The organism is Paenibacillus borealis, from assembly GCF_000758665.1.
Lineage (GTDB): Bacteria > Bacillota > Bacilli > Paenibacillales > Paenibacillaceae > Paenibacillus_AQ > Paenibacillus_AQ borealis.
In genome coordinates, this window is sequence record NZ_CP009285.1 from 5,879,923 (window position 1) to 5,900,904 (window position 20,982).

Consider the following 20,982-nt stretch of genomic DNA (forward strand, 5'->3'; position numbering starts at 1 on the left):
GGAGGCAGATAGTGTTCGGTTTTCCGCATACATTGGTCCGTTTACCTTCGCGGAAGCAAATTGTATTCGGTTTTTCACATACATTTGGCCTGACATACCTCGCAGCAGCTGGCAAAGCAAGCAACCTTTGAGCAGAAGCCGAACCCGGCAGAAACCCAAAGAAAATAACCAGATGCCGGAAATCTACCGGCAGCTGGTTATTTGTAGTTTCATTTGAATGTGGATGGTGTCCGCGCTACTGGCATACATCAGTTACTTTGCTGCGCTTCGGATCATGTGCGCAAGGGTTGTGATTTCCTGGGGATCACGCGAAGCCCCGATGATGATCCAGCCGGTGCTCTGGCCGCGGGGGCCGATAGAGACTACTTCACCGTCTATCGTTTTTTGCTCCAGCGAATTGGGTCTGGTCTTGCAAGGCTCCAGCGCATACATGAAGTCACTGATCGCCCGTTTGGCGATCAGTGAACGGGGATAACATTGCAGGGAACGAATGACATAGGCTGCCGTATCCTGCCCGGCATTCACCAGCATCTCAGCCGTCAACTCTTGATCATCGGCCGCGGCTGCTTGGTAGCCGCGGACCTGCGGCAGATCCGCAAGCCCTTCCACCGGCCCAGGAATGTACTGATAGCAGCGGATCGGGTCCAACCTGGTCCCGGAATCGTAGACAGTTAACGGGTCCCCCTCGGGCGGAGCAGCGTCGCGAAGCAGCATTTTACCCGGGGAAACAGGCAGAATATAACTTCCGCCTCCTGACATATAAGCCCCTGCCAGCTGAATATGATACCCGTCATCCACTGGCTGGGCAGCATCAGTTAAATTCCGCACCGTATCCTCCCGGAACAGCGTGGCTGCCCCGTAACGGGTTACGATCCGGATTGTTTTGTCATACACCGGCAATGTACTGTACCCTCTCACCGGAACGTTGCCCTCCAGGCAGATCTGCTGCTCATCCCAGGTCAGCCGCACCGATTCCGGCAGCGCCGGGGAGTAAGAACCCGTCCCGTGGACGGTTCTTACCTCGTCCGGGGTGCCGAAGATTTCCGGCCCAATCGCTGCCACCGCCGCATAGAAGCCGGAATCCCAACCCGAATGCTCATTGTCTGTCAGATCCACATGATCCGGATGCAGCAGATACTGCCCGTCACGCTCCCAGCTGATCTTCTCCGCATCCAGCCAAATTTCCCCAATGTCCATCCCCCGCTCCAGAATTACAGTAAAGACAAGCCGTCCATTGGATATCGTCAACAGGTGCATTTGCGAGCCGAAGCGGTCCGTAACAACCGTTAGGGTGACGAAGCCGCCTTCCGGCAGCTTCTGCGGAATGTCCGGTTGCAGCTGCGCCAGCGTCAATTCGCTTATTCGCTGATTGCTATTTTGCTCATCGCTGTTCAGCTCATTGCTTATTCGCTGATAGTTTTTTTGCCCGTTGCTGTTCGGCCCTTTGCTTATTCGTTCATTACTTATTCGTTCATCACTTTCCCGCTCATCACTTTCCCGCTCCTTGCTCATTCGAACAGTCCCCCCTTCCGGAGGGACTGTTCAAGCCGATGTGGCTCAGCAGAAAAACAGGCTCCAGCTGTTCAAAGCTGGCGATGGTAAGGTCGGCGCGGGCAAGCAGCCTCCCGTCACCAATACCGACCACGCGCATGCCCGCCCGGATCGCCCCTTCAACACCGGCAGCCGCATCTTCAAAGACAAAGCAAGCCGCCGGGACCGCATCAAGCAGCCTGGCTGCCTGCAGGAACACCTCCGGGTCCGGCTTCGCCCTGACAATGCTGTTCCCGTCCACCACCACATCAAACAGCGGTGCGATGTTCACCTTCTCCAGAATCAGCGGAGCATTTTTGCTGGCCGAGGCAATCGCTGTTCTGACTCCGTGTGAGTGCAACAGCCCAAGAAAGCTGCTTACTCCGGGTAATACATCGCCCGGAGTGAGCGTCTCAAGCAGCTCCTTGTACCACTCATTTTTGCGGGAAGCCAGCTCCTCCTTACGTTCCGCCGTCAGATCTGTTATTCCGCCAGAGCGCAGCAGAAGTTCAAGCGACTCCATACGGCTGACACCCTTCAGCTGCTCATTGGTGCGCTCGCTGAACTCGAAGCCGAGCTCACCGGCCAGACGCCTCCAGGCCTGATAGTGAAATTTCGCGGTATCGACAATGACGCCGTCCAGATCAAAGATAGCCGCCTTAAAGGGTTGTGCCCGCAACATAGCCCCTCCCTTCCAGCTTGTGCACTTCATAAGCATCCGGATGAACAGTGATCCGGTAGCGTTCCCCCTGCCAGGCAAGCTGGAAGCTTAGCTCCGTCCAGCCTTCCGGCAAGCGGGGCTCCAGCTCAATGCTCCCGCTCCACATCGCACTCTTCAGACCGGCTAACCCGTATACGATCAGCTGCCACAAGCCGCCGCAATTGGCGATATGAATTCCCTCGGCGGCACCTTTTTTCTCCGTTGAAAGATCGATAGCCATCACCCGCTGCAGGAAATTCGCCGCCGCTTCCGGCTGATTCAGCCAGGTGGCCACAATGCCGTGAACCGCCACAGACAAGGAAGAGTCATGGGTTGTGATCGGCTCATAATAATCATAGGCCGCCTTCAGCTGCTCCCGGGGGAATTCCTGCGGGAACAGCAGCATCAGTTCCAGAACATCCGCCTGCTTAAGCGCCTTGGAGCGGTAATTGCGCTCCTGGGAGATGAAATGGCCGAAGGGTCTGGACCTGTCAGTCCAGATCCCGGCAAAATCCACATCCGCATAGGAGGCGAAATCATCAGACTGCGGAACAACGTCCGTCCCGCTGTCATACGGCAGCCTCAGCTTCTCCGCCGTGTGCCGGAACAGCTCCCGTTCCTCCGGACGAATATTCAGTCGCTCGACAGCAGCCGCATAGCTGTCTTGCTTGCTGCTCATCAGGCTGTCCAGACAGGTTACGGTCTGCTCCAGACTGAACTTGACCATACGGTTGGTGAAGGCATTATTCCGGGTTAAGGGCAAATATTCATCCGGCCCCATTACGCCGAGCAGCTCGCACTCTCCCTCCCGGTTCCAGTCTACCCGGCCACACCAGTAACGGGCCGTCTCCACCAGAATATCAATGCCATAGCGTTCCAGGAATTCCTCGTCTCCGGTAGCCCGCACATAATGATACAGAGCATACACTATATCCGCTGTTATATGAATTTCATGATCCGCATACTGCCAGTTGGCGCATTGCTCCTCCCCGCTTAACGAGGACTCCCAGGCATACCTTGCTCCGCGGTACCCATAATTCTGCGCGTTGCGTCTGGCTCCGTCCAGCGTATTGTAGCGGAACAGCAGCAGATTGCGGGCGGCCTGCGGGTTGGTGTGCAGGTAGAAAGGCAGCAGATTGATCTCTGTGTCCCAGAAATATCTGCCGAAATAGGCTTCACCGGCATACCCCTTGGCACAAATCGCTACCCGGTCATCCTCCTCCCTATTAGCACGAAGCAGATGATAGATGGAAGCACGGACGTTTAATTGCGCCAGATCATCTCCTTGGATGATGATATCGGCATGCTGCCACTTGCTCTTCCAGCTGGCAGTATGCCGTTCATACAGCCCATCCCAGCCTATATCACGTGCACGGCTAAGCTGCGCAAGCGCTCTGCTGCCGGTCCCGCCTTGCTCCATATCCCGGTCCGTGGTCACCGCAGTCAGCTTGCTGACCGTCAGGCGGTCCCCCGCCTGCAAAGCAAACTCTCCGCGGAGCGCAGCCGTCACCCCGGTGTTCTCCTCATGCCATATCACCGCTTCCGAGGCTTCCAGCGCAGAGTGCATGAAGATCTGGTTGCCCCCCTCCGTCAGCGTTTCCAGTGACAGGCTGCACCCAACTTCCGCCGAGGGAACTACACTATCAAAATGATTCATCCCATTGGTCCGCACATCACCGCGGAGGGTGGCTCTCACCTCCAGCCTGCCTTCCCCTGCCAGCACCTCTACCTGTACACGCTGGATGCAGAGATGCTTATCCGCCATACTGATGTAGCGCTCGAAATTACACTTAAGCAGCATGCCTCCCGGAGTCTCCCATATTAATGAACGGTGAAGACATCCATCCCGCAGATCCAGCCAGCGGCTGTAGCCGCTGATCCGGGACAGGTCCATATCCAGTCTCCCGCCGGCAGACCACAACTCCAGCCCCAGCATATAAGGAAGATTAACAATCTCCTCCTTCAGCAGCGGATGCTGTGCGACAATACCCGGGATGAACGTTCCCTGCTTGGACTTCGGATGCCGCGGCTTCTCCAGCGTGACGTTATCCGGAAAACGCAGATATTCCTCGTCCTGAGGCGCATCACTGCAACCCTCCTCAAAGCTTCCACGGACATGCATATAGCCGTTCCCCTGGGTAAAGAGTCCTTCATAATGCTTGTGCAGCCCGGCCTCATACCCGCTTTCTTTCAGGCACCACAGGTGTTCCTCATTCATCTGCAACCCCTCAATTCTCCGGTATCTTTCCATGACATTCCCGTCCGCTCCGTCATCCCTTCACCGCTCCCGCAGCAAGTCCGGATACCACCTGCTCCTGCAGCAGGATATAGACCACAATACTCGGGATGATTACAACCATCGTAGCGGCGAACATGACGCCGTAATCACTGGCAAACTGGCTTTTGAAATAATAGAGCGCAAGCGGCAGTGTCCGGCTCTGATTGCCTGTCGTCAGAATGATCGCGAATTGGAATTCATTCCAGCAGAGCAGGAACTGCATTACCCCTGCCGTGCCGAAGCCCGGCTTCGAGATCGGCAGTATAATCCGGAAGAAGGTCTGGATGAAGCTGGCACCATCCAGATAAGCGGATTCCTCCATTTCCTTCGGAATTGTCAGGAAATAGCTGGATAGAATGTAGAGCGAGACCGGTAATCCAAAGCCGGTATACACAATAATAAGTCCGATCAGCTTGTCATACAGCCCGAGCGCGTTAACTGTCAAGTACAGCGGCTGCAGCATCGCAGCGCCCGGAATCAGCAACGAGAGGGAGAAGGCTCCCATCAGCAGCTTTTTGCCGCGGAACTGAAAGCGTGCCAGAACATAGCCGGCCATCCCAAGCAACAACAGATTGAGTAGTGTTCCAAAAATCCCCACAATTACACTGTTGATGTAGAACCGGGAAATCGGCGCGATCTGGAAGGCCTTCGTGTAATTGGAGAATTGGAAGCTGCTTGGCCAGCCGAGCGAATTGCTCAGAATCTCGGCATTCGTCTTAAACGAAGCCAGCAGCACCCACAGGAACGGACCCAGGGACAGCAGAACAATCAAGATTACAAATCCATACTTAAGTACACCCAAACTTTTTGTCAACATTCTCACCCCATCCGCTCCATTCAGTGCTCAGAGCTGCCTATTCTGAATAGATTTCGGCACAGCAGGACAAAGATCAAGCCAAAGCCGATTAGGAAGACGCCCACGGAGTTGGAATAACCGAAGTTATTGTCCATGAGAGCGGTCTTGTAAATGTAAATGGGCAAATTCATGGTTGCATTGCCGGGTCCGCCGCCTGTTGTCATCAGAATAATATCCATCTTCTGCAGCATGCTTGTTCCGGACAGAATGACGCAGGTCCCGATAATGTTGCGCAGCATAGGAATGATGATGTACAGGTTGATTTTGAAATTGCTGGCTCCGTCAATCCGCGCCGATTCGAACAGGCTTTCCGGAATGGCGGCAATCTCAGCCAGAATCAGAATTGTAACCACCGCCGCATAAGGCAGCCAGGTCATCGTAACCGATAGAAAAGCCGTGGCATAATCCATGAACCAGTTCTGGGAGTAATCCGCATTGCCGAATAAACGGACGATACTGTTCACCGCACCGAATTCAGGATTGAGCATGCACAGGAACAGCATACCTACGGCTGCACCTGAGATAATATTCGGAAACATGTACACCGTGCGGGCAAACTTCCAGTAGAATTCCTTCATACTGAGAATAACCGCGAACAGGGTACCGATGGCAACGTGGACCGTAGATTGCAGCACGACCCAGATCCCCGTATTCAGTGCGCTTTGGCGAAAATCGGCATCGTCCGTAAACAGCTTGATATAGTTAGCGAGACCGGTAAACACCGGGCTGCGTCCGGCTGACCATTCCGTAAAGGATGTGCCGAACAGAATGACAAGTGAGACGGCATAGACAATAATAAACAATGCTACAGTCGGTAGCAGGAAAAGCGTGATATACCCTCTATTTTTCCTAACCATCCATATGGTCCTCCCCAATCCTCAGCTTACATTGCTCTTTATTTATTCTTAGCGGCAATATCCGTCAGTTCCTGGGCGATCTCTTCGGCCGTTGCCCGGCCCGCTACCAGCTTCGGATACAGGTTCTTCCAGGCATCTGTTACGTTCGGATAGACGATGGAGTCCAGTGTCCGGTAATGCAGCTGTGTCTTTTGCGCGACTGTGATCGATTCGACCATAATCGGATATTTCTCTTTCAGTGCGTCTGAAGGCTGAACTTCACTGGATACCGGCATTACATTGCCGTATTCAAGCGCGATGGTTTGCCCTTCAAGGCCTGTTTTGAACTTGATGAATTTCTCCGCAGCGTCGCGGGTTTCCGGCGTTTTGGCGCCGATCATATAGCCGACCTCATAGGTAGAAATCAGGCTGTTGTCCGGATACGCGGCAACGCCCACTTTTGCATCGAACCCTTCACTGCTCTTGGCCGGATCGCTGAAGTCCCCAATCATCCAAGGACCGTTGGCAATCATCGCTGCCTTGCCCTGGCTGAATGCGTTCGCTGCATTGGCATATCCCGCTCCAAGCGCATCCTTCGTCGTATACTTCTCCAGCAGCTCCTTCATCATGTTAAGCGCCTTAATCATTTCCGGCGTGTTGAAGTCGGTAGGGTGCAGGGTGTTCATGAACGCTTTGCCGTTATCGCCGTTCGTACCGATCATTGCGGCAAGAATCAGGTTGGAGGTCCAGGCATTCTCCCCGGTCATCAGGGCGAGCGGAACGAAGCCTGCGGCCTTCAGCTTCTCATTGTTGCTCATGAATTCATCCCAAGTCTCGGCGGGCTTGATGCCTGCCTTCTCAAACATTTCTTTATTGTAGAAGTAGCCGATATTCTGCTTCTGATCGCTGATCGACCAGATCTTCCCGTCCCGGGTATTGGAAGCGAGTGCATCTTCTCCGATGGCTGCCTTCCATTCCGCGTCCTTGTCTAAATAATCATTGAAAGGGGTTGCAAGATTCCCTTTGATTAAGACGTCATTAATTCCGTCCTTGCCCATAACGACATCCGGCACATCCCCGGAGGCTGCCAGAATCTTTATTTTATCCACATATGCGGCATCACTTGGAATCTCTTCAACCACAACTTCCACTTCATTGCCGTACTTGGCATTGAACTGCTTGATCTGCTCTTCCTCCATCTTGGCTGACGCATGCGTGCCGACCCGGAAGGTAAGATAAGAAATTTTGACCGGCGCTTTAGCCGCAGGCGCTGCTGCATTTCCTGAGCCTGCCGTTGCGGCCGCTCCATTATTCTCTGCTGAATTCCCTGATCCGCATGCCGTAATGGACATGGTCAGCATCAGCATGCCTGCTAAGGTACAGCCCGTTTTGTACAAAGACTTTCGCACAATAAATCCCCCTTTAGAATGATGGCTTAAGCCAGGGCATCTCCCAGCAGCCAATTACAGTTGTTTACAGGTCTCATTGTAGAGCAAAGAAAAAAAGTTATGAATTCGTTTTTCCGCATGATCTTTTATAATATCTTGAGCAAATGAAGCACGGCAGCGGGATAAGTGTAAGGGTTTTCAGATTTCTTTAACTCTTTATCATTTTCTTTACCATCTGGCCGGAAAAGGCCAGTTTTCGCCCGGCTCCGCTATTCGCCGCCAGGAAATGAATATATAATGGCTGTACTACAGACTCATCAGCAAGGAGCAACCAACATGTCCAATCAGCATATCCTGAAGCGGATCAGCCTTACTCCAATACTCGGACGTTTCTCCCGTATTCCGGTACGAAATAAAATGGTCATTATTATCTTCCTGCTCATTCTCCTGCCGATGACGTTCGCCGGCTGCTACTTCTATTGGAGCATCTCCCAGATTCTAACGAGAAATGCCAATGATAATCTGTCCCTGCTGATCCGCCAGACCAACGACAATATCGAGAAGTCTTTTCAGATTATCGATAATACCTCCCTGCATTTCCTCTCTACTAAAATGTTAAGAAACTGGCTAATCGACGATATGTCGCTGAGCGATGACTTCTATAAGAAATTCGTCAATAAAAGCGAAATGGAAGAGGATTTGAAGTACAGCCTTATGTTCAACAATGCTTGGAATATCAGCCTGCTGTCAACGGCCTATGTGTTTTTTGACACCGACAATTATGTATCCGTTCTGAAATCCCCGCCGAATATTGAACAGATTAACCGGAACAATCTCGCAGTCTATCAAAAGGTTAACGGTAAAATGGTCCGCGGCAAAGAAATTCTCACGCCCAGTCCCGGTGACCCCACTCTCTATTTCACACGGGTGATGTCCAATATCAATCTTCCCGAGCAGCGCCTGGTGCTGATCTTCGGTACGAATGAAGCGGATTTAGCAGAGGAGTATTCCGGGCTGCTCGAATACCCGGGCGCCATGGCCTACATCATTGATAATCAGGGAGTCATCTATTCTAGTGCGGGTAAGCAGGAATTAGGTTCAACTGTTCCTCCCGATGTGCTCGCGCTGAGAGATCATACGGAAGTAAGTGAGGTCAAGCTTAATCAGGAGACTTATCTGGCCGCTTCCCGCAGCATCGGTACTACCGGACTTACCTTCATTGCCGGCATTCCGAGGAAGCAGGTACTCGCCAAATTATCGGGAAGCATGCACAATTATATCTGGTTTATCGCGCTGATTGCGTTCGTCTCGCTTGCAGCAGGTGTCCTGCTATCGCTTCGCTTCACCCGGATTATCCGCGATCTGCTGCGGAGTATCCGTAAGGTCAAGAAAGGGGATTACAATACCCGGATGCCGGCCTTCAAGGATGCAGAGCTCAACCAGCTCAGCTCTACCTTCAATAACATGACAGACGAAATCAATTACCTGATCAAGGAAGTCTATGAGAAACATCTGCTGGTCAAAGAGTCGGAGTTCAAATTTCTGCAGGCGCAGATGAATCCGCATTTTCTGTTTAATACGCTGATTACCATCGGCTACAAGGCAAAGCTGTCCAAAGATGAGACCGTTTACAAAATGGTAACGTCCCTCACAGAGCTGCTGCAGGCAAGCATCTATTCCAACAGCCTGGCCAAAATCCCGATCCGGCAGGAGCTGGATTTCATCAGATTCTATCTGTATCTGCAGAAGGAAAGGTTCGAGGACAAAATGGAGTATACGATCCAGATCGAGGATGAGGCCATACTGGATCTGCTGCTGCCCAAGCTCAGTGTTGAACCGCTGGTCGAGAATGCTGTGGTGCACGGGGTGGAGCGGAAGCTCGGCAAAGGAAACATCTGCATCCGCATTTACCGCGAGAACGATTCGGTCTATTTCGAGATCACCGATAACGGCAGCGGGTTTGAGCATGTCCCCAAGAATTGGAGTCATTTCGAGAGCGATACCATGCGCAAACAGGGCCACAACAATATTGGCCTGATCAACACACATAAACGGGTTAAGCTGCTCTACGGCGAGCCTTATGGCATTGAGGTCGAGAGCGAGCCTGGGTCAGGTGCGAGAGTCACTCTACACATACCGGCAGATCAGGGGGAACTAACACATGTATAAGGTCATGATTGTAGACGATGAGCCTGTGATCAAAAAAGGGCTGCAGTGCTTCATCGATTGGAGTATTCTTGAGTGCGAGGTTGTTTGTGAGGCAGCGAACGGATTGGAAGCGGTCGAGCTGCTGGGCTATTACGATGTCGATATCGTTGTCACGGATATCCGCATGCCGGGAATGGACGGCCTTGCTTTATCGGATTATGTGCACCGGCACTTTCCGCAAACGAAGGTCATTATTCTTACGGCCTTCGCGGACTTCGCCTATGCCCAAACGGCCATACAATATGAAGTTGTCGATTTTGTAGTCAAGACCAATCCCACAGAGCAGATTCCCCGGGCGATTGAAAAAGCCACACAGCTGCTGGAAAAAGAACGGGAGCAGACGCAGAAGGTCCGGCAATTGGAGAGCAAAATCAACGATAATCTGTCCGAAATCAGCGAAAAATTCCTTAGAGAGGCCGTCTATGGCCTGATTAGCGATGAAGCTGGTCTGTTCAGCCGCTCTAGAGAGCTGGGGCTGCAGCTGGAGAACTATTTCGCCGTCTATATGGAGGTAAAAGATATGCCCGGCTCCCAAGGTTATACCGGGAACCCGGCGAATGACCATTACCGCTTCCTGGCCTCCATCCGCCAATTCCTTGGCCTGGCCTTCGGGGAGCGCCCCTCTTCTATTATGGCCATGGAGAAAAACACCCTGCTGGCGCTTGTCTCCATGGGCAGCGGCAATACCGCAGTCTCCACCCAGACCCTGCTTACGATCAGCAATGAAATTCTCGCCATGGCGGAGAACTTCAGACAATGCCATGTCAATATCGGCATCAGCTTGCTGCACAGGGATATATCTACGCTGACAACGGCTTACCTGGAGGCCAGAGAGGCGCTGCAGGGCAGCTTCTATAACGATAATTATGTGGCTGTATATATGCCTCATTCGAACCAGACAATCACTCCCGGAGCGCCTCCCCATCACGCCGCAGAGCAAATTGCCGAACATCTGCAGCAGGGACAAAGCGAGCTGGCAGTCCAGCAGCTGGACCAGCTGCTGGAGAGTTACAAGAGTACTAAAGAGCCGATCGAGAATGTCAAGGTAGCCTGTCTGCTTATCGCTTCCTACTGTTTCCGTCTGCTGAGCGCAAGCACACCCTTCGCACCGGAGATGGAGGAGAGCCAATCTGCCGTGTATAAGCAAATTCAGGAGAGCAAAAGCATCCAGCTGCTGGCAGATATCCTGGGGCGCCTGATTCTGAACTGCTCCAGGGCAGTGGCACTGAGTGACAGACAGCCCAATTACATCGTGATTGAATGCCAGAAATATATCAGAGAGCACTACAATCAGAACCTGAGCCTGCAGATTATTGCCGACCACATCCATATCAACAGCAGCTACCTCAGCCGCCTGTACAAGAAGGTCACCGGTGAGTCTATCATCGATGTGATCAACCGGTACCGGATTGATATGGCCAAGAAGCTGCTCCGGAATCCGGCGAGTAAGGTATTCGAGGTTGCGGAAGCCGTCGGTATTGAGACTCCTGCCTATTTCACCCATGTATTCTCCAAATATACGGGAATGAGTCCCAAGGAATATAAACTGAATTATTCACAGAGCGAATTGGGATAAACGGAAGATTTCCTGGGAGGGTTATCCCTGAGGAGGAATCTGGACCTGGACCCGGCTAAACTCCGCCACCCCCTGGCTGATGAATAGGGCAAGCTTTCCATGCTGAATGTCGTACATTCTGGCACTCATTGCCACCTCTCCGCCGATATAAATTTCACAAATCGTCCCATCAATAAACACCTTCAGCTCATATTTCTGTTCCGGCACCAGCTTGAGCGGACGTTCCAGCTCGACCTCGTAAGGGAAGGTTTTGCCTCCCTCCTCCGATTGCATAACCGGCCCGCGGAAGGTAATCCGGTTACGCTGTGGCTCCAGTGTGATGTAGTAGGCGAAATCCAGGCTATCGCCTGCCCGCAGCATGAACCCCAGACCTTGGCTCTCCCCGGTAAATCTGACGAAAGCAGAAATCTTGCATAGATCAGGCAGTTCCTCCTGAGTAATACAGCTGGCAAAAGCATAAGGGGAATCGCAGTGGAGCACATCGCCCGTCATCGTCCACTCCCCTGTAACTCCATGAAAATTAGCGGGGACCTGCTTGTCAAAAACCGAATCTACGGTTTCCGGGACCTTCACACCCAGTGTTCCGTCCAGCCGCTGAATGATTTCATGCACAACCATGTTGCCGCCCCAATCCCAGGTATCATAATCTTTGCCTGCTGCCTTAGGCGGGTTCCAGCCGAACAAATCGTCATTTTTTGTCGGATTCCAGCCAAACAAATAACGTTTTTGTCCGTCGGATACCGACTTAGCAGCATAATAGGCACGTCCATCAAATGCCTCTTCCTGCGGCGTAATCCACGGCCCGTTCAAAGAACGGCTCATCCGGTAAAAGGTGCCGAAACGTCCCGTATAAGAGGAATAGATCAGATACCACCATTCTCCCATCTGGAACAAGTCCGGACATTCGTGTGCTCCTACATGCAGATTCGGCGCGTACAGCGGCTCCCGGTATTCCCAATGCTTGAGATTCTTAGAGGTCAGCAAACCTGTACAGCCTTTACGGTTCGTCGGCCCCTTCTTCAGGGCTGCGATCAGCATCCAGTATTGCCCTTCTTCCTCATTCCAGAATACAAAGGGATCACGCCAGTCCGCCAGCTCATAAATCTCGCCGTCCGGACCAAAAGTGTCTTCAGGGATCGGCTCCCATGTTCGCAGATCCTTGCTGACGGCATGGCAGGCAATCTGTTTCCCTTCAGGAAAGATACAGTAGAACATATGATAAATATTATCCACCTTGAGAATGTGGCCGGTTCCGCCTTCGATACTGCAAGACCCATCCTCTCTAAAATCCACGAAATCCTTCGTCCCAAGTAAATGCCAGCCGTGATCCAGCCCTTCCTTATAATTCTCTCTCCAGCCATGGAGATAAAAGAGTTTAAACTCCCCGCCTTCATAGTATGGAATAACATCCCCTACCCAGGCGTTCTCAGGGCGATAGAAAAATTCCTTCATAGATGATTCCTCCCGTTATTTATTAATTCTGTCAAGCAATAGCGAGACAGCTTGGGCACTTTCTGCACGGTTCACAGTTTCATGCGGTGCGAATAACCGGTTGCCGCGCCCGGTAACTAATCCGAGCTCCTGTAAGGCAGCCACTGCATCTACAGCCCATGCACTAATCGTGCCGGCATCCTTGAAGTTACTCATTTGACCGAAGACAGCATTCTGTCCTGTATGGAACAGATACGCCTTGTAGATCATGGATGCCATTTCTTCACGGCTTATCGTTTCCCCAGGTGCAAAGGTATCTGTGCTTCTTCCCGTTACAATCCCCGCTTCATATGCTGCGGCAATAGAAGATGCATACCAATGCTCAGGTTCTACATCCTTGAATGCGGTTAAGTTCGTCCCTGTTATTCCAAGTGCCCGGGTGATCAGGGAAGCGAACTCCGCTCTGCTCACCTTTTGCTTCGGTGCGAATTCCGTCTCACTCACACCCAGGACAATCTGCTTTGCTGCCATCTTTTTGATAACATCATGGGCCCAATAGGAGGCATTCACATCTTCAAAAGATTTATCATAAGTAAGGACGGCATACTTGCTGAAATGACTCACCTCTGCCGTCCATTTACCGTCCGCATAGGTTCCAACCATATATTCCAGTCTTCCGTCATCTGAGATGTAATAAATACCCGTTAAATCCTGGCGGGAATTCTCCTGTGCGCCCAATCGGATTGTGATGGGTTTGGAGAACTTCTCAAGCGTCAGCTTCGTTCCGTCGGGCCTTACAATAGACAATTTGAATTCGTAGATCTCTCCAGCCACTGAAATGGCTGCCTGATTTCTTTGTCCAACTTGCCCAACCAGCTCTTTACTCTGCTCTGAAGTTAAAGTTTCCATTTCAAAAGAGATCTTCGCCTGCCCAAGCTCACTGCCCGTAACCATTGCCTGTAAATCCTTCAATACTTCTGCGGGAACTTCAATCTCCACATCTGCATGCTTGATCTTCAGCGCATTCTTACCGTCATTGGCTGCCAGAGTCGCAGGGAATAGTACCTGTCGCTCGCCTTTTCCCAATTCGAATAACAGACTGTTCTGACTCTCCGGCTTGCTCACTGGAGTGGCAGACTGAGTCGGAGAGCTGGTTGGATCGCTCGGACCGGTTGGACTCGGACTGCTTGGACCGGTTGGGTCAGTTGGATCGGTTGGATCGGTTGGATCGGTTGGATCGGTTGGGTCGGTCGGATCAGTCGGGTTAGTCGGATTCACCCCATTCTGCACCTTAACCGGTACATTGAAATCATCGACATTAATATGTCCGAAACCGCCTGTGGATTGGTCAACTACCTTAATGTAGAGCTCCTCACCGATATACTGCGAAGCATCCCATATCTTCCGCTGATACTCCTCATAATTCGTGGCAGTTTCTTTAAACAGCTCTTTGCCGTCCGATGCACGGACTAGCGCAACATACAGCTTATCGATATCACGCCCGCCGCTAACCAGGAAATTGAGCTTGCCGTTCCCGCCAAGAACGAAATTCTGTGATTTCAGCGTTCCCGTTAAGCTGTCACCTCCGGCTTCCTCGTTAAAGCCCCATAAATGATAGCCGCCCGGAATTTTATGCGACGGATTGAAGTAGATCGTGTCCCAGAAGAACTGGGCATCGGTCACGTGGACATCCTGGAAGGCGTCTCCTTCTGGAATCCAGCCTGTTAAGTCACCTGTGGCAAAATCATGGTTAGGCAGATCCGCAATATCGGTATATACGGAGTTGTCCCAGTTGTCCGGCACATCGACCGGAGCAGCCGGTTCACCCGTCAAGGCATTCATATTCCATACTTCCATGGATTTGACTGTAATATCGTTGTCAGCCCAAACCTGCAGGCCCAAGGAATCGTATCGGCCTACATAGACTCTGGTTGTCAGCTTTTTCTTATCATTGGCAAAGGCTTCCACAACCGAACGGTCAAGGAAAATATGCAGCTTCAGGTTCTCTCCGTCCAGATCCACGGCCCCGCCCTGAATCCCGTCTACGCGTACATCCGGATCAATGCTGCTCTTGGTCCGGTCCACATTGAAGGTCCCGTTTGTCTTGTCATAGTAAATCAGTGTTTCCTCCTGGCCGTTATCGGAGCGCCGCACTTTGAGACCGAATTTCTGGGCTTCACCCGGATCAATTTCCATCACAATCTCCAGCATGTCGCCTTTGACACTCCGGATCAATTGATTGGCGGCAGCCAAATTCTTGTCCGAGAAATCAGCTATCTTATCTCCACGGAGACTCTGCAATTCCTCAATAGGCTCAATGCGCAATTCATCGTGTTCATCCAGGCTCAGGGAAACCGGCAGTGCCAGATTATGAGCCCATCCGGCCTGATATTCAGCCTGCGGAGTTCTTACATTTTGCACCATGGAGTATACGACCGTTCTTCCGTCAGGTGTAACCATCCCGCTCTCGGCGGTTAAATATCCATCTCCCACATCCATTTTGGAAGGTGCGTCCTGATCAGGTATAAACTTGAAGTTATCTCTATCCCAGGTTCCAATCCAGTAAAAGACTTCAACATCTCTCTGCACATCATCAGCTGGAGGAACCTGCTCCGGCTTCTCATGGGGGTTAACCATGAAAATGTATTTTTGTTGTCCTGTACTATCCCCACCCAGCGGCAATAATACCGGCAGTTCCCATACCGTACCGAGCTCCGGATAAAGATTTCTGTCACTAACGTATAAAGGCCCCTTATACTCCCAGTTGTACATATCGTCAGACACATACACCAGAGCTGTACCGCTGCTGAAGTCTTGTAGGCCGGATGTCACCAGCTGGTACCACTTGTCGGTCTCTTGGTCATACCATACAAAAGGGTCACGGAACTCATTATGGATGCCATTTCCGTTCTGCTCCGTTACCGGCTCAGAATATTTCACCCATTGCTCCAATTTAGGGTCCGACAGATCAGCCGGAGTCGCCAGGCCTGTTCTTTGATTTGGTGACAAAGAGTCATTGCCGGCAGTATAGAAGAGCACAGGATTGCCGTCCCGGTCATAAGCTGCGCTGCCAGACCATGCACCATCCGGGTCAAGAGTACCCGCTTCCGGCGCAAGTGCAGGCCTCACATTCTCCCAATGCACCATATCGTCACTCACCCAATGTCCCCAGTGGATTTGATGCCAGAATGGACCTTGCGGGTTATGCTGATAAAATAAATGATACTGGCCGTTATAATAAATCGGTGCATGCGCTTCATTCATCCAGTTTTGCGGAGGCATCGCATGGTACTGCGGACGGTGCTGATCACCGTCAAATACACTAGGATCCTCGTCAATGTCACCATTCGGGATTTCTGGAACCATCCCGCCGTGAAGCGCCTTCACATTCTCATACTCAGCAAGGATCTCTTGCCCCGTGAGCGCTTTGTTCTGCAGTTTCACTTCATCGATAAGTCCGCTGAACATATTGTAGGAGAACAATCCTGCAAACTCTGCAGATCTATTGTTTTTTCCGATCATCAGCTTTTCCGTAGAAGGTGTAACCGGAACGTTGACAGGAGTTGCCTGAGAAGCTACTTCCTGGCCATTTAGATATAATTTAATGATACCGTCCTTTTTGTCGAACGTAGCTGCAACGTAATTCCATTTGTATTTTTCGAGCGGATGGTCCTTGACCCATACCTGTATCCACTGTCCGCCAATTCCGGCCTGCATTGACCATGTACCGTGCCGGTACATCCCCAAAGCGAATCCTTCCATCTTATCCTGATCGGACTGGTTCACGATAGCAGACAGCTTGTTTCCGTCTCCCCACTCGTAGCTGCGCGGGGCAACCCAGGCTTCAAGCGTTAACGCGTCACTTACAGGAACGGCATCCTTTGCGTCTACCTCAATATCATTTGAGTATCCATCGAAGAGCAGGGCCCCGCCTTTTACTCCTCGCGGAGTCCATCTTGGATCTTTGGAGTCCATATATCTGGCGTCATTAAATACGTAGTTTACGTCATGCTCAAGATTGCTTACTTCCTCAAGCGCCTTTTTTCCTGCGCCTTCATCAAGGCTCATATAGAAAGTGGTTCCCGTATTATTCGCTTGAAAAGCATCAACGGAGATACGGGCTTGATTGGATTGATCGATAACCTTGATATAAAGCCTCTTATTGTAGTGCTTCTGCATTTTCCAGGAGATCTGCTCATTCGCACTGACGTTCCCGGTCTTCTCAAGCAGTGTGTTCGTACTGGCATCATATAATGCGACATAAGCGTCCTCCGGCTTGTCGATGCCTAAAACAGTGAAGTTAATCGTACCGGTTCCCTGAAGAGTGAAGGTACTAGAGGTTATTGAACCCTGCCCCTCCAAGGAGGATTTGGCATAATAGTTACCTTCTTTACCAGCCTGAGCATCATTGCTCACTTGAAAAGCGCTGCCCTGAGCGGCCCAGCTCTCTAAATTACCGGTTTCAAAACCGGGATTCCGGATTTCGTTCGGCATTATATTATCTGCCATAACTCCTTCTTCAGGTACCAGTTCATTGAAGGTGTGAAAGGCGTCCGCAAAGATGACTCCCCAATCCGCGTACCCATTATCGACGATCTCCACATACAGCTTCTTCCCGATGTACTTGGAGAGATCAGCTTTATATTGCTCCATATTCGCGAGTCTCAGGCCTTGTGCCGGATCCGGGAACCCTGATTCATTAAATTCGCTGTTGCCGTATCTGGCCATCAGGTCTCCTGTATCTGCATCGATAACACTCACATACACTTGATCTGTATGCTTGCCTCCGCCCAGTCTGAAGGTAATCCAGCCTGTTCCGCCCAGCTCGAAGGTACTGGAACGAAGCTTACCTGTCGCAGTCTCGTTATACTTCAGTCCGTTTAAATGATAAGTGCCTTCCTGATTATAGGGGATTTGTTCAACCCAATAGGTAGTTTCGTCCGACACGCTGTCCGGTCCAAACGCTTCGCCTTCTACAACCGTCCAGCCTGTTAAGTTCCCGCTTTCAAAGCTGGGATTCTCAATTTGATAGCGTTTGAAATCCGGCTTAATATCTATTGCGGCAATCCCGGCTGCGGGCTCGGATTCATGGTACATGAAGAAGGCGTCCGCAAATACCACTCCCCAATCCGAGGTAGCATTATCAACGATTTCCACATACAGCTGTTTGCCCAAATAATCCGACAAATCCGCCTTATATTGCTCCATATTGGCAAGCCGCAAGCCTTGTGCAGGATTCGGGAAGCCGACATCGGCAAAGGCGCTGTTGCCATACCTCGCAATCACTTGGCCCGATGCAGCCTCCACGACATTTATATAGGCCTTATTTGGATTCTTCGCACCGCCAAACTTGAAGCTGATCCAGCCGCTGCCCCCGAGCTCGAAGGTGCTGGAACGAAGCACACCGGTCGCAGCCTCGTCATGCTTCCAGCCGTTTAAATGAAAGGCCCCTTCCTGGTTGTACGGGATTTGTTCCGCCCACCAGGTGGTTTCATCTGAGACACTATCCTGACCGAACGCTTGTCCTCTGACAACCGTCCAGCCTGACATATCACCATCTTCAAAACCCGGGTTCTGAATTTGATAGACTGCATCCGTAACTGACCGTCCCAAATCCTTCACTGGACTATGATAGACCGTATCCGTAACTGACGATCCTATGTCCACCTGTGGAACAGAAGCTTCCCCGCTTTCTAATACAACTCCTGCTGCGGCTGCACCCTGGATTGCCGGAGCCATAAGCTGAAGAGCCATAACCCCAACAACTATTTTAGAGATCCAAGATTTATTACTTTTGGCGTCCCTCATTAACAAGCCTCCTTAGTCGCTTTTATTCCACATCAAAACTGAAGCGCTTCCATATAGCGGTTTACTTGTTGAGGTTTTGTTTCTTCATGGGGTAAGGAGCGCCTGGGCGCCCCGCGTTACCAAATAGACTGCATATCCCATATTTCCATAGACTTCACCAATGACTTACCGTCTCCCCAGAGCTCAAGCCCTAATGCATCCTTACGGCTTGGATATACCCGGGTCGTCAGGCTTTTCAACCCGTTGGCATAGGCTTCGACCATGGAGCGGTCCAAATAGATATGCAGCTTCAGATTCTCTCCTAACAATTCCAGCTTGCCTCCTTGGATTCCCCTACACTTTTCACCCGGATGCAGTGTCGTTTTCGTGCGGTCAATCACAAGCTTAGCTTCATTGAAATCGTAATACAGCAGTGTTTCTTCTTCTCCATCCGGTGTACACCGGACCTTGATTCCTAGTTGTCCTGCATTGCCCGGCTCCAGCTCCACTTGAATTTCAAGCATGTCACCTTGTACATCCTTAAGCAGGACATTAGCTTCAGCCAATGACTTGTCCCGGAGCGATAACCGTTTCTCCCCCCGCAGCGATTGCAGCTCCTGAATCGGCTCAATGCCCAGCCGTCCATCCTCCCGCAAATACACACTTAGCGGCAAGCCGCCGTTATGGGCCCAACCCGATTGGTATTCCAGTTCGGATGTACGGTCGCCCTGCGCAATTGTAAAGACAATATTCCGGCCGGTCTTCGGGTCCACCATGCCGCTCGGACCGGTGAAATGAAAATCACCGACATCTATCAATTGCGGTTCTTCCTGATCCGGGATAAATGACAGCTCATTCTTGTCCAACTGCCCGATCCAATAGAATACCTCAACATCGGCGCCTGCTCCCACAGGGCTGACCAGCAGTAGATACTTGCTCACACCATGCTTGTCAACGCCCAGAGGCAGAAATACAGGGAGCTCCCAGATGGGCCCGAGATAAGGATACTTCTGAATATCCGCTGCAAAGAATGGGCCTTTGTACGTCCAATTCAGCATATCCTGTGAGGCAAATGCCAGCGCTGCCCCGCCTTCACCTTCAATTCCCGACCCGACCAGGGCATACCAGCCCTCTTCATCCTTCCATACGAACGGATCGCGGAAATCTCCGAATGCGCCCATTCCCTGCTTCTGAACGATAAGCGGCTCCGGATGTTTAATCCACGTTATCAGATCCGGGTCTCCATCCTGCGGGTAAGTGCTACGGGCAAGTGCCACACTCTGATTCGGCGAAGCACTGTCATTACCCGCTGTAAAGAACAAGGCAGGAAGTCCGTCTGCATCATAGGCCGCGCTTCCCGACCAGATTCCGTCGGGTGCGAGCTGATCCTTCTCCGGTGACAGGGCCACAGGAAGATCACGCCAATGTACCAGATCGCTGCTCACCCAATGTCCCCAATGAATATGATAAAAGAACGGCCCCAATGGGTTATGCTGATAGAACAAATGATATTGACCGTCAAAATAGATCGGTGCATGCGGCTCATTCATCCAGTGTGCCGGCGGGCTGACATGATACTGTGGTCTATGCCGGTCTGCCAGCAGGGGAGTGCGATCCAGCTTGATGTCGTCATATTTCAACGGCGGCCGGACGCCTCCATGTGCAGAATCCAACACTTCCCGGTAAGAAGCGGCAACCTCATCTTTGCTCAAGCCGCGGTTATATATCTTCAACTCATCCATGATCCCGCTGAACATCTGAAGATTGAATACTTCTGCCAGCAGGCTGCTGTGATTATTCTTGCCAATGAGCAGCTCCGTGTTCACAGCCTCTGCAATACGGGAACCGCCCGGCACATCAGCCGAAGCAATTTCAGTGCCGTTGAGAAACAGTTTAATTTCGCCTTGGGTTCCATCAAATACAGCGTTCACGTATGACCACTCGTTCTTGGATAATTCATAGCCCTCCGGCGCCCAAAGCTCCTTCCATTCTCCTCCCTCAAGCCCAACCTGAAAGGACCAGGAGCCGTGCCGGAACATGCCAAGCAGATAACCTTGCTTACGCTCCATATTGTGACGGTTTACGATAGCAGTTAACTTGCCTTCATAACCCCAATCATAGGTGCGCGGCGCCACCCATACTCCGATACTTAGTGCTGACAGAAACTCCTGCCCGCCATTCTTTTTCTCTTCATTAACAACCGTATGGACTACAGAAGTGGAATACCCGTCGAACAGAAGCCCGCTTCCCGTTACACCCTGTCTCCACTGCGGACCGCTATGCTCGTTAAACTCCGCTTGATTAAATACATACTGTATGTCATCACGGATTTGGGACACGCTCTCCAGTACGCTTGTTCCGCTTCCTTCATCAAAGGCCCAGTGCATCAGCA

At 51.5% G+C, this 20,982-nt stretch carries 11 protein-coding genes; 2 read left to right on the top strand and 9 right to left on the bottom strand.

Annotated elements, in window-relative coordinates; all coding sequences use genetic code 11:
* Positions 1-252: 252 nt before the first annotated feature.
* Genes PBOR_RS25085 through PBOR_RS25110 form a run of 6 tightly spaced genes read right to left on the bottom strand, consistent with a single transcriptional unit; the run spans position 253 to position 7,609 of the window.
* The gene (locus PBOR_RS25085) at positions 253-1,512 is read right to left on the bottom strand and encodes a DUF4432 family protein (RefSeq protein ID WP_081972174.1); all 1,260 of its coding nucleotides are present in this window, start codon (positions 1,510-1,512) and stop codon (positions 253-255) included.
* Positions 1,490-2,212 carry a beta-phosphoglucomutase gene (gene pgmB, locus PBOR_RS25090; protein WP_052429632.1) on the bottom strand — a complete coding sequence of 241 codons (723 nt, stop codon included), beginning with the start codon at positions 2,210-2,212 and terminating at the stop codon, positions 1,490-1,492. The genes PBOR_RS25085 and pgmB overlap by 23 nt, the downstream gene beginning before the upstream one ends.
* Positions 2,190-4,448 (bottom strand): glycoside hydrolase family 65 protein, encoded by a 2,259-nt coding sequence (locus PBOR_RS25095; protein WP_218918858.1) that lies wholly within the window; start codon positions 4,446-4,448, stop codon positions 2,190-2,192. Before PBOR_RS25095 ends, pgmB begins: the two co-directional genes overlap by 23 nt.
* A gap of 52 nt (positions 4,449-4,500) precedes the next feature.
* Positions 4,501-5,325, bottom strand: coding sequence for a carbohydrate ABC transporter permease (locus PBOR_RS25100; protein WP_081972175.1), 825 nt, complete (start codon positions 5,323-5,325; stop codon positions 4,501-4,503).
* A gap of 20 nt (positions 5,326-5,345) precedes the next feature.
* On the bottom strand, positions 5,346-6,221 hold the full coding sequence (locus PBOR_RS25105) for a carbohydrate ABC transporter permease (protein ID WP_042216403.1): 876 nt from the start codon (positions 6,219-6,221) through the stop codon (positions 5,346-5,348).
* A 38-nt stretch (positions 6,222-6,259) separates the two neighbouring features.
* Positions 6,260-7,609, bottom strand: coding sequence for an ABC transporter substrate-binding protein (locus tag PBOR_RS25110; protein WP_218918859.1), 1,350 nt, complete (start codon positions 7,607-7,609; stop codon positions 6,260-6,262).
* A 315-nt stretch (positions 7,610-7,924) separates the two neighbouring features.
* On the opposite strand from PBOR_RS25110, the gene PBOR_RS25115 reads away from it, so the two are divergent.
* Entirely contained in the window at positions 7,925-9,757 is a 1,833-nt protein-coding gene (locus PBOR_RS25115) for a cache domain-containing sensor histidine kinase (protein ID WP_042216405.1), read from the top strand.
* A complete protein-coding gene (locus PBOR_RS25120) occupies positions 9,750-11,372 on the top strand; it encodes a response regulator (protein WP_042216408.1) in 1,623 nt (540 codons plus the stop codon). The genes PBOR_RS25115 and PBOR_RS25120 overlap by 8 nt, the downstream gene beginning before the upstream one ends.
* Positions 11,373-11,393: 21 nt before the next feature.
* Here the strand turns inward: PBOR_RS25120 and PBOR_RS25125 are convergent, their stop codons facing one another.
* The 3 genes from PBOR_RS25125 to PBOR_RS25135 form a co-directional block, all read right to left on the bottom strand.
* Positions 11,394-12,824 (bottom strand): glycoside hydrolase family 32 protein, encoded by a 1,431-nt coding sequence (locus PBOR_RS25125; protein ID WP_042216410.1) that lies wholly within the window; start codon positions 12,822-12,824, stop codon positions 11,394-11,396.
* Between the two features lie 15 nt (positions 12,825-12,839).
* Positions 12,840-18,611, bottom strand: a complete 5,772-nt coding sequence (locus tag PBOR_RS38170; protein WP_081972176.1) for an S-layer homology domain-containing protein — start codon at positions 18,609-18,611, stop codon at positions 12,840-12,842.
* Positions 18,612-18,727: 116 nt separating this feature from the next.
* A complete protein-coding gene (locus tag PBOR_RS25135; RefSeq protein WP_425415551.1) occupies positions 18,728-20,977 on the bottom strand; it encodes a GH32 C-terminal domain-containing protein in 2,250 nt (749 codons plus the stop codon).
* Positions 20,978-20,982: the final 5 nt, after the last annotated feature.

Excerpts from the sequence above, each read along its gene's own strand:
- PBOR_RS25125 (WP_042216410.1), bottom strand. The coding sequence starts at position 12,824 with ATGAAGGAATTTTTCTATCGCCCTGAGAACGCCTGGGTAGGGGATGTT.
- pgmB (WP_052429632.1), bottom strand. The coding sequence starts at position 2,212 with ATGTTGCGGGCACAACCCTTTAAGGCGGCTATCTTTGATCTGGACGGC.
- PBOR_RS38170 (WP_081972176.1), bottom strand. The coding sequence starts at position 18,611 with ATGAGGGACGCCAAAAGTAATAAATCTTGGATCTCTAAAATAGTTGTT.
- PBOR_RS25095 (WP_218918858.1), bottom strand. The coding sequence starts at position 4,448 with ATGAATGAGGAACACCTGTGGTGCCTGAAAGAAAGCGGGTATGAGGCC.
- PBOR_RS25085 (WP_081972174.1), bottom strand. The coding sequence starts at position 1,512 with ATGAGCAAGGAGCGGGAAAGTGATGAGCGGGAAAGTGATGAACGAATA.
- PBOR_RS25105 (WP_042216403.1), bottom strand. The coding sequence starts at position 6,221 with ATGGTTAGGAAAAATAGAGGGTATATCACGCTTTTCCTGCTACCGACT.
- PBOR_RS25135 (WP_425415551.1), bottom strand. The coding sequence starts at position 20,977 with ATGCACTGGGCCTTTGATGAAGGAAGCGGAACAAGCGTACTGGAGAGC.
- PBOR_RS25100 (WP_081972175.1), bottom strand. The coding sequence starts at position 5,325 with ATGTTGACAAAAAGTTTGGGTGTACTTAAGTATGGATTTGTAATCTTG.
- PBOR_RS25115 (WP_042216405.1), top strand. The coding sequence starts at position 7,925 with ATGTCCAATCAGCATATCCTGAAGCGGATCAGCCTTACTCCAATACTC.
- PBOR_RS25120 (WP_042216408.1), top strand. The coding sequence starts at position 9,750 with ATGTATAAGGTCATGATTGTAGACGATGAGCCTGTGATCAAAAAAGGG.